Origin of the sequence: Mesorhizobium sp. NZP2077 (assembly GCF_013170805.1) — a bacterium.
In the GTDB taxonomy this organism is placed as follows: Bacteria; Pseudomonadota; Alphaproteobacteria; order Rhizobiales; family Rhizobiaceae; genus Mesorhizobium.
Window position 1 is genome coordinate 4509381 of sequence record NZ_CP051293.1, and the last position, 15620, is coordinate 4525000.

The window sequence follows — 15620 nt, forward strand, 5'->3', positions numbered from 1 at the left end:
CTCTTCTTAGCTCTTGCGCTGATGGCGCGAGCGCAGGATGAACTTGTCGGTCGCCTTATTGGACCGCGTCTTCTTGCCCTTGGTCGGCTTGCCCCACGGGCTGACCGGATGACGACCACCGGAGGTGCGGCCTTCGCCGCCGCCGTGCGGGTGGTCAACCGGGTTCATGGTCACGCCGCGATTGTGCGGACGCTTGCCACGCCAAACCGTGCGGCCGGCCTTGCCGTCGTTGATGTTGCCGTGGTCCGGATTGGACACGGCACCGACAGTGGCCATGCAGGAGCCGTGAACGACACGCTGCTCGCCCGAATTGAGGCGCAGGATCGCCATGCCCTGGTCACGACCGACCAGCTGGCCGTAGCCGCCTGCCGAACGGGCGACCTGGGCGCCCTTGCCCGGCTTCAGCTCGATGTTGTGGACGATGGTGCCGACCGGCATCGAGGCCAGCGGCATCGCGTTGCCCGGCTTCACGTCGACCGATTCGCCAGCCACGATCTTGTCGCCGGGAGCCAGACGCTGCGGAGCAATGATGTAGGACAGCTCACCATCATCATACTTGATCAGCGCGATGAAGGCGGTGCGGTTCGGATCATACTCGATACGCTCGACCGTGCCGACAACGTCGAACTTGCGACGCTTGAAGTCGATGATGCGGTACGAACGCTTGTGGCCACCACCGATGAAACGGGCGGTGATACGACCGTGATTGTTGCGGCCGCCCGACTTGGTCAGGCCCTCGGTCAAACCCTTGACGGGCTTGCCCTTGTAGAGGCCCGAGCGGTCGACGATGACCAGCTGGCGGGTGCTCGGCGTAACCGGGTTGAATTTTTTCAGTGCCATTGTTCTGTCCTCGCGGCCTTGCTCAGAGACCCGTCGCGACGTCGATCGACTGGCCGTCGGCCAGCGTCACAATCGCCTTCTTGACGTCGCTCTGGCGGCCGATCGTGCCGCGGAAGCGCTTGATCTTGCCCTTGCGGACAAGTGTGTTCACGGCCATCACCTTGACGCCGAACAGCGCTTCGACGGCGGCCTTGATTTCCGGCTTCGACGCCTTCTTGGCGACGTTGAAGACGACCTGGTTCTGCTCGGAGGCCATGGTCGACTTTTCGGTGATCGCCGGCGAGACGATCACGTCGTAATGACGAAGGTCGGTCATTTAAAGCGCTCCTCGAGAGCCTCGACGGCGGCCTTCGAAAGGACCAGCGTGCCGCGGCGCAGAATGTCGTAGACGTTGATGCCCTGGATGGGCAGCACGTCGATGTTCGGGATGTTGGTGGCTGCCAGCTTGAAGTTCTTGTCAAGCTCGGCGCCGCCAATCACCAGGGCGTTGGTCAGGCCCAGCGTCGCGAAATTCGCGATCAGCGCCTTCGTCTTGGCCTCGGTCAGCTTCAGCTCGTCGATGATGATGATCGACGCGCTCTTGGCCTTGGCGGAGAGAGCATGCTTGAGGCCAAGCGCACGAACCTTCTTGGGCAGCTCATGCTCATGGCTGCGAACGACCGGGCCGTGGGCCTTGCCGCCGCCGCGGAACTGCGGAGCGCGTGCCGAATGGTGACGGGCGCGGCCCGTACCCTTCTGCTTGTACATCTTGGCGCCGGTGCGCGCGATTTCGGCGCGGCCCTTGGCCTTGTGCGTGCCCTGCTGCTTCTTGGCAAGCTGCCAGCGCACGACGCGCTGCAGGATGTCCTCGCGCGGATCAAGGCCGAAAATCCCGTCGGAGAGTTCCACCTTGCCGGCGTCTTTACCGCCGAGCGTTGTGATCTTGAGATCCATTATTCTGCTCCCTCTGCGGCCGGAGCCTCGTTCTTGGCAACGGCGCGGATCGCGGCAGGCTTCGGCGCATTGGCCGGCAGTGCCACCTTGGCCGCATCGCGGACCAGGATCCAGGCGCCCTTCGATCCGGGAACCGCACCGCGGATCAGGATCAGGCCGCGATCGGCGTCGGTCGAAACGATCTCGACATTCTGTGTGGTGACGCGGGTGTCGCCCATGTGGCCAGCCATATGCTTGCCCTTGAACACCTTGCCCGGGTCCTGGCGCTGGCCGGTCGAACCGTGCGTACGGTGCGAAACCGAGTTACCGTGCGTCGCGCGGCCACCACCCATGTGGTGGCGCTTGATGACGCCCTGGAAACCCTTACCAATCGTCGTGCCCGTCACGTCGACCTTCTGGCCGGCGACGAAGTGCTCGACGGTGATCTCGGCGCCGACATCGATCATGTTGTCGGCGGAGACGCGAAACTCGGCGACCTTCGCCTTCGGCTCGACGGAAGCGGTCGCGAAATGGCCGCGCATCGCCTTCGACGTGTTCTTCACCTTGGCGAGGCCAACGCCGAGCTGAACGGCGGTGTAGCCATTCTTCTCCTGCGTGCGCTGCGCCACGACCTGGCAGTTCTCCATCTGGAGAACGGTGACGGGAACATGTTCCCCGGCATCGTTGTAGATGCGGGTCATTCCCACCTTCTTTGCAATCACACCTGAACGCATCGGTTCAATTCCTTTAGAGTTCCGGGCCAGGGGCACCGCCCCTTACCGCGCTCTCATTCCCTTAGAGCTTGATCTCGACGTCGACGCCGGCGGCCAGATCGAGCTTCATCAAAGCATCGACGGTCTGCGGGGTCGGATCGACGATGTCGAGCAGACGCTTGTGCGTGCGCATCTCGAACTGCTCGCGGCTCTTCTTGTCGACGTGAGGCGACCGGTTGACCGTAAACTTTTCGATCCGCGTCGGCAGCGGAATGGGGCCGCGGACGTTGGCACCGGTGCGCTTGGCCGTCGACACGATTTCCTTCGTCGAGGCGTCGAGCACGCGGTGATCAAACGCCTTCAGGCGGATGCGGATATTCTGTCCGTTCATGCGTCACTTCCTTGTTCTGGCGCGGCGCGGGCAACTTCCGCGCCCGCGACAGATCGGTTTAAGTCCAAATTACTCTTTGATGGTGACGACGATGCCGGCACCGACGGTGCGGCCGCCTTCACGGATAGCGAAGCGCAGCTTCTCTTCCATGGCGATCGGCACGATCAGCTCGACATCGACCGTGATGTTGTCGCCGGGCATCACCATCTCGGTGCCTTCCGGCAGCGACACGATGCCGGTCACGTCGGTCGTGCGGAAGTAGAACTGCGGACGGTAGTTGGTGAAGAACGGCGTGTGACGGCCACCCTCGTCCTTGGTCAGGATGTAGGCTTCAGCCACGAACTTCTTGTGCGGCTTCACCGTGCCCGGCTTGGCCAGAACCTGGCCGCGCTCGACGCCTTCACGATCAACGCCGCGCAGCAGCGCGCCGATGTTGTCGCCAGCCTGGCCCTGATCGAGCAGCTTGCGGAACATTTCAACGCCCGTGCAGGTCGTCTTGGTCGTCGGACGGATGCCGATGATCTCGAGTTCCTCGCCAACCTTGACCACGCCGCGCTCGACGCGGCCGGTGACGACCGTGCCACGGCCCGAGATCGAGAACACGTCTTCGATCGGCATCAGGAACGGCTTGTCGAGCGGACGAACCGGGGTCGGGATGTAGGCGTCGACCGCAGCCATCAGCTCGCGGATCGCGTCTTCACCGATCGTCTTGTTGGAATCTTCAAGAGCGGCAAGCGCCGAACCCTTGACGATCGGAATGTCGTCGCCGGGGAACTCGTTCTTCGACAGAAGCTCGCGAACCTCGAGCTCGACCAGTTCGAGCAGCTCGGCGTCGTCGACCTGGTCGACCTTGTTCAAGAACACCACGATCGACGGCACGCCGACCTGACGGGCAAGCAGGATGTGCTCGCGGGTCTGCGGCATCGGGCCGTCGGCGGCCGACACGACCAGAATCGCGCCGTCCATCTGCGCGGCACCGGTGATCATGTTCTTCACATAGTCGGCGTGGCCGGGGCAGTCGACGTGAGCGTAGTGGCGGGCAGCCGTCTCGTATTCGACGTGAGCCGTCGAGATGGTGATGCCGCGGGCCTTCTCTTCGGGCGCCGCATCGATCTGGTCGTAGCGCTTGTACTCGCCAAAATACTTCGTGATCGCCGCCGTCAGCGACGTCTTGCCATGGTCAACGTGACCAATCGTGCCGATGTTCACATGAGGCTTGTTACGCTCGAATTTACCTTTTGCCATGTGATGTCTCCAATCTGCTCGCCCATACGGGCCTTGAATTAAGTTACCGATGCAACCCGTTCCGGTTACGCGTATTTCTTCTGAACTTCCTGGGCGACCGCGGTCGGCACAGGCTCGTAGTGATCGAACTGCATCGTGTAGGCCGCGCGGCCCTGGCTCATCGAGCGCAGGTTGTCGACGTACTTGAACATGTTGGCGAGCGGCACCATCGCGTTGATGACGACAGCCACGCCACGCGCTTCCTGGCCCTGGATCTGGCCACGACGGCCGTTCAGGTCACCAATGACGCTGCCGACGTAATCTTCCGGAGTCACGACTTCGACCTTCATGATCGGCTCGAGCAGCTGCACGCCAAGCTTGGGTGCGGCTTCACGGAAGCAGGCGCGGCCGGCGATTTCGAAGGCCAGAACGCTGGAGTCCACGTCGTGGTAAGCGCCGTCGATCAGGGTTGCCTTGACGCCGATCATCGGGAAGCCCGCGAACGGACCCGAGGTCATGACACTGTTGATGCCCTTCTCGACACCGGGGATGTATTCCTTCGGCACGGCGCCGCCGACGATCTTGGTCTCGAACTCGAACTCGCTGCTTTCCGGGTTCGGCTCGAAGACGATCTTGACGCGAGCGAACTGACCGGTACCACCGGTCTGCTTCTTGTGCGTGTAGTCCTGCTCGTGCTTGCGGGTGATCGTCTCGCGATAGGCCACCTGCGGAGCGCCGACATTGGCCTCGACCTTGAACTCGCGACGCATGCGGTCGACGATGATGTCGAGGTGGAGCTCGCCCATACCGGAAATGATGGTTTGGCCGGATTCCTCATCGGTCTTGACGCGGAAGGACGGATCCTCGGCGGCGAGGCGGTGAAGGGCGAGGCCCATCTTTTCCTGGTCGTTCTTGGTCTTCGGCTCGATGGCGATCTGGATGACCGGATCCGGGAATTCCATGCGCTCCAGGATGACCGGGTGCAGCGGATCGCTGAGCGTATCGCCGGTGGTCGTGTCCTTGAGGCCGGCCAGAGCGACGATGTCGCCGGCAAAAGCCTCTTCGACGTCGGCGCGCGAGTTCGCATGCATCTGCAGCATGCGGCCAATGCGCTCCTTCTTGCCCTTGACGGTGTTGTCGACCGAGATGCCCTTGGTGAGCTTGCCCGAATAGATGCGGGCAAAGGTGAGCGAACCGACGAACGGGTCGTTCATGATCTTGAAGGCGAGCATCGACAGCGGCTCGCTGTCGTCGGCGTGACGCTCGATCTCGGCGTCGGTCTTGGCATCGACACCCTTGATGGCGGGAACATCGGCCGGCGACGGCAGATATTCGACGACGGCGTCGAGCAGTGGCTGCACGCCCTTGTTCTTGAAGGCCGAGCCGCAGAACATCGGGTAGAACTTGACCGCGATGGTGCCCTTGCGGATCAGCGCGCGGATCTCGTCGTTCGACGGCATCTTGCCTTCGAGGTAATTCTCGAGAGCCGTCTCGTCCATTTCGACGGCGGCTTCGATCATCTTCTCGCGGTATTCTTCGGCACGAGCCTGAAGGTCGGCCGGGATCTCGACGACGTCCCAGGCAGCGCCCAGCGTCTCGTCGCGCCAGACAAGCGCGTTCATCTCGACGAGGTCGACAACGCCCTTGAACTCGGTCTCGGCGCCGATCGGCAGCTGCATGACGACGGCATGCGCACCGAGGCGCGAGCCGATCATCTCGACCGAGCGGTAGAAGTCGGCGCCGATCTTGTCCATCTTGTTGCAGAAGATCATGCGCGGAACGCGGTACTTGTCGGCCTGGCGCCAGACGGTTTCCGTCTGCGGCTCGACGCCGGCATTGGCATCGAGCAGCGCAATGGCGCCGTCGAGAACGCGCAGCGAACGCTCGACTTCAATGGTGAAGTCGACGTGTCCGGGGGTGTCGATAATGTTGAAGCGGTACATCTTGCCGCTACGACCCTTCCAGAAGGTCGTGGTCGCGGCGGACGTAATGGTGATGCCGCGCTCCTGCTCCTGCTCCATCCAATCCATGGTGGCAGCGCCATCGTGCACTTCGCCGATCTTGTGCGACTTGCCCGTGTAATAGAGGACGCGCTCGGTGGTCGTCGTCTTGCCGGCGTCAATATGCGCCATGATACCGAAATTGCGGTAGTCTTCGATTTTGTATTCGCGGGCCATCGTAGCTGCCTCTCAGTCTCGTTCGCGCTTTACCAGCGGTAGTGCGCGAAAGCGCGGTTGGCTTCAGCCATCTTGTGGGTGTCTTCACGCTTCTTGACGGCGGTGCCGCGGTTGTTGGCCGCGTCCATCAGCTCGCCCGACAGGCGGTCGACCATCGTCGTCTCGTTGCGGTTGCGGGCGGCAGCGATCAGCCAACGAATGGCCAGCGCCTGACGGCGCTCGGGGCGCACGTCGACCGGAACCTGGTAGGTGGCGCCGCCGACGCGACGCGACCGCACTTCCACATGCGGTGCGACATTGTCGAGCGCCTGATGGAAGACGGTGACCGGCTCCTGCTTGGTCTTCGACTGAACCTGGTCGAGCGCGCCGTAGACGATGGTCTCGGCGACCGACTTCTTGCCGTCATACATGACGGCGTTCATGAACTTGGTAACGATCAGATCGCCGAACTTCGGATCCGGGTTGATCTCACGCTTTTCTGCACTGTGACGACGGGACATGGTTCTTGTCTCTCAATCTCGTAGCCTTGCGCCGGAAAGCGACAAGGCCGGAAAATCTTACTTCGGACGCTTGGCGCCGTACTTCGAACGGCGCTGCTTGCGGTTCTTCACGCCCTGCGTGTCGAGCACGCCGCGGATGATGTGGTAGCGAACGCCCGGAAGATCCTTGACGCGGCCGCCGCGGATCATGACCACGGAGTGTTCCTGAAGGTTGTGACCTTCGCCGGGGATGTAACCGATCACTTCAAAACCATTGGTCAGGCGGATCTTGGCCACCTTGCGCAGCGCCGAGTTCGGCTTCTTCGGCGTCGTTGTATAGACGCGCGTGCAGACGCCCCGCTTCTGCGGGTTCTGCTGCATGGCCGGGACCTTGTTGCGCTTCACCGGCGCAATGCGCGGCTTGCGGATCAGCTGGTTGACGGTAGGCATTAAACCCTCTTGTCTCTCAATTCCGTGTCTCGCCCGGTCAGGGCCGCTCAAAGCGTCATTTCCATACGCAAATTCGGGCCATAAACCGCGCCTCGCGGTCTTGCCCGAACAAATGGCAGAGGAAGCGGAAGCCGCTTCATGCACGCCGGAAATGTCTTTTCGCTCGTAAAACGAACCCTGTTTGAGGCAAACTCCAAAGCGTGTCGCTTCGGAAGGGAGAGCCTCACATCGGTTCTGACTGGGCGGCTTCTACTCGTAAGCCCGCGAACCGTCAACCCCGGAGTGGCAAATATTGCATCGAAGCCGGGGCTTGGCAGCTATGCGAAAACCGCATGTAATTTTCTTTCGCCGTTTTGCAAGCGCGAGGAAGAAAGTGCCAAGCCTTTAGCAAAGTGAATGGCTTTCGACTGTTGCAAAGCCATGCTTCATGCGAAAAGTCCGCATGAGTAGCCCAAATCCCCTCGCCCACCCATTCTCTTTGGCAAAAAACAGGAATCAGCCCGTGAACGACAATGAGGAGCGCCCGGTCACCATCATCACCGGTCGGGTATGGAAGAGGAAGGGCGGCAGAGTCGAAGGCGTGCATGTCATGCTGGTTGCGCCCGACGACGATTCGGCAGTGCGCCGCGCGCTCGAATCGCTTGCGGCGGAGGGCTACGCCGAGGCCGAACTCGACCAGATCGGCGACATGGACGGCGTGCCCGACGAGGAGCCGCATCTTTCCGCCTTCCAAGGCGCGCTCGAAGGTGAAGTGTCGATCGTCACCTTCGACGTGCCTATCTGAAACCAGGGCATTGATGATGGCTGGATCGAAGGAACCTGCATCCCGGGCCTGGGCCGACCGGGCGGTCGCCGCGATCGAGGCCGACCAGCACCGTTCGGCCGACACCCACCTCTGGAAACTCGACCTGCCGGCGCTGGCTGGCATCGACTTCTATCTCAAGGATGAATCCACCCATCCGACCGGCAGCCTGAAGCACCGGCTGGCGCGTTCCCTGTTTCTCTATGGCCTGTGCAACGGCCTCATTCGCGAAGGAGCGCCTGTGATCGAGGCGTCATCCGGTTCGACGGCGGTGTCGGAAGCCTATTTCGCCCGCATGATCGGCGTGCCGTTCTATGCGGTGATGCCGCGTTCAACGTCGCGCGAGAAGATAGCCGCGATCGAACACTATGGCGGCAACTGTCATTTCATCGATGACGGCAGGCGAATCTATGCTGAGTCGGCCGAACTCACGGAGCGGCTCGGCGGTCATTTCGTGGATCAGTTCACCCACGCCGAACGGGCCACCGACTGGCGCGGCAACAACAATATCGCCGATTCCATCTTCGGTCAGATGCGCGAGGAGAGGCACCCGATCCCAAGCTGGATCGTGATGAGTGCCGGCACCGGCGGCACCACGGCCACGATCGGCCGCTACCTGCGCTACAAGCGGCATGCGACCCGGCTGTCGGTCGTGGACGTCGAGCGCTCGGCTTTCTTTGACGGCTTTGCCACGCATGATCGCGATTGCCGCTGCGAGCAGCCGTCGCGAATCGAGGGCATCGGCCGGCCGCGTATGGAGCCATCCTTCGTGCCCGGCGTGATCGACCACATGCTGAGGGTACCGGATGCGTTGTCGCTGGCGGCGATGCGGGTGTTGTCGCGCCGACTCGGCCGCCGAGTCGGCGGCTCGACCGGCACCAACTTCATCGCCATGTGTTTTCAGGCCGCGCGCATGATCGAGCATGGCAAGACGGGTTCGCTGGTGACGCTGATCTGTGATTCCGGCGACCGCTATGCCAACACCTATTATTCCAACGAGTGGCTGGCCGCCAACGGCCTCGCCCCCTCGCCCTTCGAACCGGCGATCGAAGCCTTTCTGGCGGGCGAAAAGCTGGCGCTGCAATTCGAGGAAAGCTGGGGTTGAGCTTTCGGCTCCCATGTGGCGGCCTCGGCTTGCCCGGGGCAAGTGTTCTGCTAGAAAGCTCACCATCACCAAACAGACGGAGCGACCGTGTCCGAGCCCATCAAGATAGGCCCCATCAAGATCGGCATCGTCGGTGTCGGCAAGATCGTCCGCGACCAGCACCTGCCGGCTTTGGCGAAAGACCGGAGCTATCGCCTCATCGCCGCCGCCAGCCGGCACGGCAAGGTCGACAACATTCCGAATTTCCCAACCATCGAAGCTATGCTCGACGCAGTGCCCGAACTCGAGGCCGTGTCGCTCTGCATGCCGCCGCAGTTCCGCTACGATGCGGCGCGCACGGCGCTGATCGCGAAAAAGCATGTCTTCCTGGAGAAGCCGCCCGGCGCCACGGTCAGCGAGGTCGAGGACCTGAAGAGACTGGCAACAGTCAACGGCGTCTCACTCTTCGCCAGCTGGCATTCGCGCTACGCGCCGGCGGTGGAGGCCGCGCGCGCCTTCCTGGCTTCGGCCAAGGTCAAGTCGGCCGCCATCAACTGGAAAGAGGACGTCCGTCGCTGGCACCCCAACCAGGACTGGATCTGGGCGCCCGGCGGTTTTGGCGTCTTCGATCCCGGCATCAACGCGCTGTCGATCGCAACCCACATCCTGCCGGCGATGTTCATCACCTCGGCCGTGCTCGACTTTCCGGAAAACCGCGCCGCCCCGGTCGCGGCGCAAGTCACCTTCCGCACGTCTGATGGATTGCCGGTGACAATGGACCTCGACTGGCTGCAAACCGGCCCGCAAAGCTGGGACATCCTGGCCGATACCGACCAGGGCAAGATGGTGCTTTCCGGTGGCGGCGCCAAGCTCGCCATCGACGGCAAGGTGGTTCATGACGAGCCCGAAGCCGAATATCCCCAGCTCTACCGCCGCTTCGCCGAGATCGTGCGCGCCGGCGTGTCCGACGTCGATCTGGCTCCGCTGCAGCATGTCGCCGATGCCTTCATGCTCGGCAAGCGCAACGTGGTCGAGGCATTCTTCGATTGAACCGAGGCGTTGCTATCGTGAACCTTGGCCGGGATATGTTTCTGGCTTAGGTTCGGAAACGTTTGGTGCGGTACGACGTCCGAATTCCAGCTCGTTCAGCACATCTTGGACGGCGATCTCAAGATCGGATTGCCCCCAGCCAAGCTGCGTGATCTCGCCATACCTAACGAAATTTGAGCGGTCGAAACCGTGCTCAAGGTCGTTGTATGAGATCACAGTTCGGCCGATCAGCGCTACAACCCAAATGTGGAGATCAGCGCCAGCCGAGGTCCGGTGAATCCATTGTTCCGGATCAATGCTGATCGTGTCCCAGAGCCTTCGCTGCGCAAAGCTCATGCGCTCCCGCCGCTCGTTGATCAGGTCCCAGAGAGCTGTCTCCTTCATTTGTCCAATACCCTTCGAAATCCGGCTTGCGTTCTCACTCGACGATCGCAATCGCAAAGCCGTCATAGCCCTTGGCGCCGACGGTCTGGATGGCGGTGCCATGCAGTCGCTTTTCCGCGCCTATGAACGAGAACGCCGCCCGAGCGCCCACGACATTGGCGTCATGGCCGCCCTCATCGAGCACTGCGCCGTCGCGGATGACGTTGTCGCAGATGATCACTGTCCCCGGCCGCGAAAGCCGCATCGCCCAGGACAGATAATTCGGGTTGTTCGGCTTGTCGGCGTCGATGAAGATGAGATCGAACGGCCCGGCATTTTCGGCACCTAGCGCCGCCAGCGACTGGAGGGCAGGCCCAATTCGCAGGTCCACCTGTTCCGACACACCTGCCCGTTCGAAATTCGACTGCGCGACTCTGGCGTGGTGCGGGTCGAGTTCAAGCGTCACGATCTTGCCGTTCGCCGGCAAGGCGCGCGCCATCCAGATCGTGGAGTAGCCGCCCAGCGTGCCGACTTCGAGAACCTTCTTCGCTCCCTGAATGCGCGCAAGCAGCGAAAGCAGCTTGCCCTGCGCCGGCGAGACGTCGATCGGTGGCAAACCTTGATCACGGTTGGCCGCCAGAACGGCATCGAGGGCGGGATCTGCCCCGAACAGGGCATCAACGATGTAGTCGTCGACAGCAGCCCAAATCTTCTTGCTCATCGTTTTATCCTCCGATCCGTTGAAAGCCAAAACGCGAAAGGGCGCCGCTTAGGATTGCAGGGCGGAATGCTGCCTTCAACACCAAAGCCAGACCCACAGCAAACAAAAAGGCCGCCGGGTTGCCCCGACGGCCCTGTTGCCTGAGATTTCTCGCCGCCGCGCTTACTGCGCGGCGGTTGTCATATCGGCCAGCATCGGCTCGGCGATTTCCACACCGGAGGCCTTGCGGCGCTCGTCGATGATCAGTTCGTCGCGCGAGGTGGCGATGCGCCGGATCTGGCTCATCGTGCCACCGGTACCGGCCGGGATCAGCCGGCCGACGATGACGTTTTCCTTCAAGCCCTGCAGCATGTCGGTCTTGCCGGCAACCGCGGCTTCCGTCAGCACTCGGGTCGTCTCCTGGAAGGAGGCGGCCGAGATGAAGGAAGGCGTCTGCAGCGAGGCCTTGGTGATGCCGAGCAGCACCGGCAGGCCTTCGGCCGGCTTCTTGCCGTCCTCGACCAGGCGCTCGTTGACCTCTTCCAGTTCGATCACGTCGACGTGGTCGCCCGGAATATAGGTCGAGTCGCCCTGCACGGTGATCTCGACCTTCTGCAGCATCTGGCGAACGATCACCTCGATGTGCTTGTCGTTGATCGACACGCCCTGCAGGCGGTAGACTTCCTGGATCTCGTTGACGAGGTAGGAAGCAAGTGCTTCCACGCCCTTGATCGCCAGGATGTCGTGCGGCGCCGGATTGCCGTCGAGGATGTAGTCGCCCTTCTCGATGACGTCGCCGTCCTGGAGATGGAACGGCTTGCCCTTCGGGATCAGGTACTCGACCGGCTCAAGCGTCGAGTCATGCGGCTCGATGATGATGCGGCGCTTGTTCTTGTAGTCGCGGCCAAAGCGGATCGTGCCATCGATCTCGGCGATGATGGCGTGATCCTTCGGACGACGTGCCTCGAACAGTTCGGCAACACGCGGCAGACCGCCGGTGATGTCCTTGGTCTTGGCGCTTTCCATCGGGATACGCGCCAGCACGTCGCCGGGACGAACCTGCGCACCCGGCTCGACCGAGAGAATGGCCTCGACCGAGAGCAGGAAGCGGGCGTCGCCACCCTTCGACAGCTTGCCGACCTTGCCCTTGGCGTCCTGAATGGCAATTGCCGGCTTCAGGTCGTTGCCGCGCGGCGTCGAACGCCAGTCGATGACCTCACGCTTGGTGATGCCGGTCGATTCGTCGGCCGTTTCCTGAACGGAAATGCCGTCGACCAGGTCCTCATACGACACCTTGCCCTCGATTTCGGTGAGGACCGGGCGGGTATAGGGATCCCACTCGGCGATGCGCTGGCCGCGCTTCACCTTGTCACCATCGTCCACGAAGATACGCGAACCATAGGTGACACGATGCGTGGCGCGTTCCTTGCCGGCTTCGTCGAGGATCAGGACCGCCATGTTGCGGCCCATGACCATCTGCTGGCCGTCGGAGTTGCGCACCACGTTGCGGTTGCGGATCTCGACCTTGCCCTCATAGGAGGCTTCAAGGAACGAAGAGTCCACCACCTGCGCGGTACCGCCCATGTGGAAGGTACGCATGGTGAGCTGGGTACCCGGCTCGCCGATCGACTGTGCCGCGATGACGCCGACGGCTTCACCCTGGTTGACCGGGGTGCCGCGGGCCAGATCGCGACCGTAGCAGACCGCGCAGACGCCGATCCTGACTTCGCAAGTCAGTGCCGAGCGGATGCGAACCGACTGGACGCCGGCCTTTTCGATCTTTTCCACGTCACGCTCGTCCATGAGCGTTCCGGCCTTGACCAGAACCTCGCCCGACACCGGATGGGTAATGTCGTCGAGCGATGTACGGCCCAGCACGCGCTGGCCGACCGAAGCAACCACCTGACCGGCATCGACGATCGGCTGCATGGTGAGGCCCTTGTCGGTGCCGCAATCCACGGAGTTGACGATGCAGTCCTGCGCCACGTCGACCAGACGACGGGTGAGGTAACCCGAGTTCGCCGTCTTCAAGGCGGTGTCGGCCAGACCCTTGCGGGCGCCGTGGGTCGAGTTGAAGTACTCGAGCACGGTCAGGCCTTCCTTGAAGTTCGAGATGATCGGCGTCTCGATGATTTCACCCGACGGCTTGGCCATCAGGCCGCGCATACCGGCGAGCTGACGCATCTGGGTGGGCGAGCCACGCGCACCGGAGTGCGACATCATGTAGATCGAGTTCATCGGCTTCTGACGGCCATTGTCCTCGAACTCGACCGCCTTGATGCGGGCCATCATCTCGTCGGCGACCTTTTCGGAGCACTTGGCCCAGGCGTCGACGACCTTGTTGTACTTCTCGCCCTGTGTGATCAGGCCGTCATTGTACTGCTGCTCATATTCCTTGGCCAAAGCCTCGGTGTCGGAGACCAGCTTGATCTTGCTGTCCGGGATCAGCATGTCGTCCTTGCCGAACGAAATGCCGGCGCGGCAGGCATGAGCGAAGCCGAGTGCCATGATGCGATCGCAGAAAATGACCGTCTCCTTCTGACCGCAATGGCGGTAGACGGTGTCGATCATCTTGGAGATGTTCTTCTTGGTCATCTCCTGGTTGGCGGTCTCATAGGGCACATTGACGTTCTTCGGCAGAAGCTCGCCGATGATCATGCGGCCAGGCGTGGTGTCATGGATCTTCGACACGACCTTGCCTTCGGCGTCGACCGTGCGGAAGCGACCCTTGATCTTGGCGTGCAGGGTGACCGCCTTGGTCTCGAGCGCGTGCTGGAGTTCGCCCATGTCGGCAAACACCATGCCCTCGCCCGGCTCGTTCTGGTTGACGATCGAGAGATAGTAGAGACCGAGAACCATGTCCTGCGACGGCACGATGATCGGCGCGCCGGAAGCCGGGTGCAGGATGTTGTTGGTCGACATCATCAGCACGCGGGCTTCAAGCTGCGCTTCCAAGGACAGCGGCACGTGAACGGCCATCTGGTCACCGTCGAAGTCGGCGTTGAAGGCCGTGCAGACCAGCGGATGCAGCTGGATCGCCTTGCCTTCGATCAGGATCGGCTCGAACGCCTGGATGCCGAGGCGGTGCAGCGTCGGCGCGCGGTTCAGGAGAACCGGGTGCTCGCGGATGACCTCGTCAAGAATATCCCAGACTTCCGGACGCTCCTTCTCGACCAGCTTCTTCGCCTGCTTGACAGTCGAGGAGTAACCCTTGGCGTCGAGACGGGCGTAGATGAAGGGCTTGAACAGCTCGAGCGCCATCTTCTTCGGCAGACCGCACTGGTGCAGCTTGAGCTCCGGACCGGTGACGATGACCGAGCGGCCGGAATAGTCGACGCGCTTGCCGAGCAGGTTCTGGCGGAACCGGCCCTGCTTGCCCTTGAGCATGTCGGACAACGACTTCAGCGGACGCTTGTTGGCGCCGGTGATGACGCGGCCGCGACGGCCGTTGTCGAACAACGCATCGACAGCTTCCTGCAGCATGCGCTTTTCATTGCGCACGATGATGCCGGGAGCGCGCAGTTCGATCAGCCGCTTCAGACGGTTGTTGCGGTTGATGACGCGGCGATAGAGGTCGTTCAGGTCGGACGTGGCGAAACGTCCACCATCCAGAGGAACCAGCGGGCGCAGGTCCGGCGGGATCACCGGAACCACCTTCATGATCATCCATTCCGGACGATTGCCGGATTCCATGAAGTTCTCGACCACCTTGAGCCGCTTCAGATACTTCTTCTGCTTCAGCTCGGACGTGGTCGACGCCAGTTCCGAACGCAGGTCGCCGGCGATCTTCTCCAGGTCCATGCCGGCCAGAAGGTCATGAATGGCCTCGGCGCCGATCATGGCGGTGAACGAATCCTCGCCATATTCGTCGACGGCGATCATGTACTCTTCCTCGCTGAGCAGCTGGTGCTCCTTCAGCGCGGTGAGGCCAGGCTCGGTGACGATGTAGTTCTCGAAGTAGAGGACGCGCTCGATGTCCTTCAAGGTCATGTCGAGCAGCGTGCCGATGCGCGAGGGCAGCGACTTCAGGAACCAGATATGGGCGACGGGAGCGGCGAGCTCGATATGGCCCATGCGCTCGCGGCGGACGCGCGACAGCGTGACTTCGACGCCGCACTTCTCGCAGATGACGCCCTTGTACTTCATGCGCTTGTACTTGCCGCACAGGCACTCATAGTCCTTGATCGGGCCAAAAATGCGCGCGCAGAACAGACCGTCACGCTCGGGCTTGAAGGTGCGGTAGTTGATGGTCTCCGGCTTCTTGATCTCGCCGAACGACCAGGACAGAATCTTCTCAGGGCTGGCCAGTGAGATCCGGATGGAATCGAACACCTGCGCAGGCGCCTGCGGATTGAAGAGATTCATGACCTCTTGGTTCATGCCGTTCTCCTTTTCGGGGTCCTCGAAAACCCCTTGCATCTAACGCGGACCAAAC

The 15620-nt window shown here is 62.1% G+C and carries 15 protein-coding genes; 3 read left to right on the forward strand and 12 right to left on the reverse strand.

Going from position 1 to position 15620, the window contains the following annotated elements:
- Nucleotides 1-6: 6 nt before the first annotated feature.
- The 9 genes from rplB to rpsL form a co-directional block, all read right to left on the reverse strand.
- Complete coding sequence (gene rplB / locus HGP13_RS22510) at nucleotides 7-840, reverse strand: 50S ribosomal protein L2 (RefSeq protein ID WP_172229142.1); 834 nt, start codon at nucleotides 838-840, stop codon at nucleotides 7-9.
- 22 nt (nucleotides 841-862) lie between these two features.
- Nucleotides 863-1156, reverse strand: coding sequence for a 50S ribosomal protein L23 (locus HGP13_RS22515; protein ID WP_010909275.1), 294 nt, complete (start codon nucleotides 1154-1156; stop codon nucleotides 863-865).
- A complete protein-coding gene (gene rplD / locus HGP13_RS22520; RefSeq protein ID WP_015317984.1) occupies nucleotides 1153-1773 on the reverse strand; it encodes a 50S ribosomal protein L4 in 621 nt (206 codons plus the stop codon). Before rplD ends, HGP13_RS22515 begins: the two co-directional genes overlap by 4 nt.
- Entirely contained in the window at nucleotides 1773-2486 is a 714-nt protein-coding gene (rplC, locus tag HGP13_RS22525) for a 50S ribosomal protein L3 (protein ID WP_112395064.1), read from the reverse strand. The genes rplD and rplC overlap by 1 nt, the downstream gene beginning before the upstream one ends.
- Nucleotides 2487-2547: 61 nt before the next feature.
- On the reverse strand, nucleotides 2548-2856 hold the full coding sequence (gene rpsJ, locus HGP13_RS22530) for a 30S ribosomal protein S10 (protein WP_010909272.1): 309 nt from the start codon (nucleotides 2854-2856) through the stop codon (nucleotides 2548-2550).
- 69 nt (nucleotides 2857-2925) lie between these two features.
- Nucleotides 2926-4101 (reverse strand): elongation factor Tu, encoded by a 1176-nt coding sequence (gene tuf, locus HGP13_RS22535; RefSeq protein WP_172229144.1) that lies wholly within the window; start codon nucleotides 4099-4101, stop codon nucleotides 2926-2928.
- Nucleotides 4102-4166: 65 nt separating this feature from the next.
- Nucleotides 4167-6257, reverse strand: a complete 2091-nt coding sequence (fusA, locus tag HGP13_RS22540) for an elongation factor G (RefSeq protein ID WP_172229146.1) — start codon at nucleotides 6255-6257, stop codon at nucleotides 4167-4169.
- Between the two features lie 29 nt (nucleotides 6258-6286).
- Nucleotides 6287-6757, reverse strand: a complete 471-nt coding sequence (gene rpsG / locus HGP13_RS22545) for a 30S ribosomal protein S7 (RefSeq protein ID WP_008875664.1) — start codon at nucleotides 6755-6757, stop codon at nucleotides 6287-6289.
- A 57-nt stretch (nucleotides 6758-6814) separates the two neighbouring features.
- Entirely contained in the window at nucleotides 6815-7186 is a 372-nt protein-coding gene (gene rpsL / locus HGP13_RS22550) for a 30S ribosomal protein S12 (RefSeq protein WP_006333356.1), read from the reverse strand.
- A 502-nt stretch (nucleotides 7187-7688) separates the two neighbouring features.
- On the opposite strand from rpsL, the gene HGP13_RS22555 reads away from it, so the two are divergent.
- From HGP13_RS22555 to HGP13_RS22565, 3 genes are all read left to right on the forward strand, one after another.
- A complete protein-coding gene (locus HGP13_RS22555) occupies nucleotides 7689-7970 on the forward strand; it encodes a transcriptional regulator (protein WP_172229148.1) in 282 nt (93 codons plus the stop codon).
- A gap of 16 nt (nucleotides 7971-7986) precedes the next feature.
- Nucleotides 7987-9093, forward strand: coding sequence for a PLP-dependent cysteine synthase family protein (locus HGP13_RS22560; RefSeq protein ID WP_246707094.1), 1107 nt, complete (start codon nucleotides 7987-7989; stop codon nucleotides 9091-9093).
- A 105-nt stretch (nucleotides 9094-9198) separates the two neighbouring features.
- The gene (locus HGP13_RS22565; RefSeq protein ID WP_172234810.1) at nucleotides 9199-10122 is read left to right on the forward strand and encodes a Gfo/Idh/MocA family oxidoreductase; all 924 of its coding nucleotides are present in this window, start codon (nucleotides 9199-9201) and stop codon (nucleotides 10120-10122) included.
- A gap of 12 nt (nucleotides 10123-10134) precedes the next feature.
- Here HGP13_RS22565 and HGP13_RS22570 read toward each other — a convergent pair whose 3' ends face one another.
- The 3 genes from HGP13_RS22570 to rpoC all read right to left on the reverse strand — a co-directional run bounded on the left by HGP13_RS22570 (nucleotide 10135) and on the right by rpoC (nucleotide 15565).
- Nucleotides 10135-10506: a hypothetical protein gene (locus HGP13_RS22570; protein WP_172229152.1), complete on the reverse strand. Its 372-nt coding sequence runs from the start codon at nucleotides 10504-10506 to the stop codon at nucleotides 10135-10137.
- Nucleotides 10507-10540: 34 nt separating this feature from the next.
- Entirely contained in the window at nucleotides 10541-11206 is a 666-nt protein-coding gene (locus HGP13_RS22575; protein WP_172229154.1) for an O-methyltransferase, read from the reverse strand.
- A 162-nt stretch (nucleotides 11207-11368) separates the two neighbouring features.
- On the reverse strand, nucleotides 11369-15565 hold the full coding sequence (gene rpoC / locus HGP13_RS22580) for a DNA-directed RNA polymerase subunit beta' (RefSeq protein ID WP_172229156.1): 4197 nt from the start codon (nucleotides 15563-15565) through the stop codon (nucleotides 11369-11371).
- Nucleotides 15566-15620 lie beyond the last annotated feature (55 nt).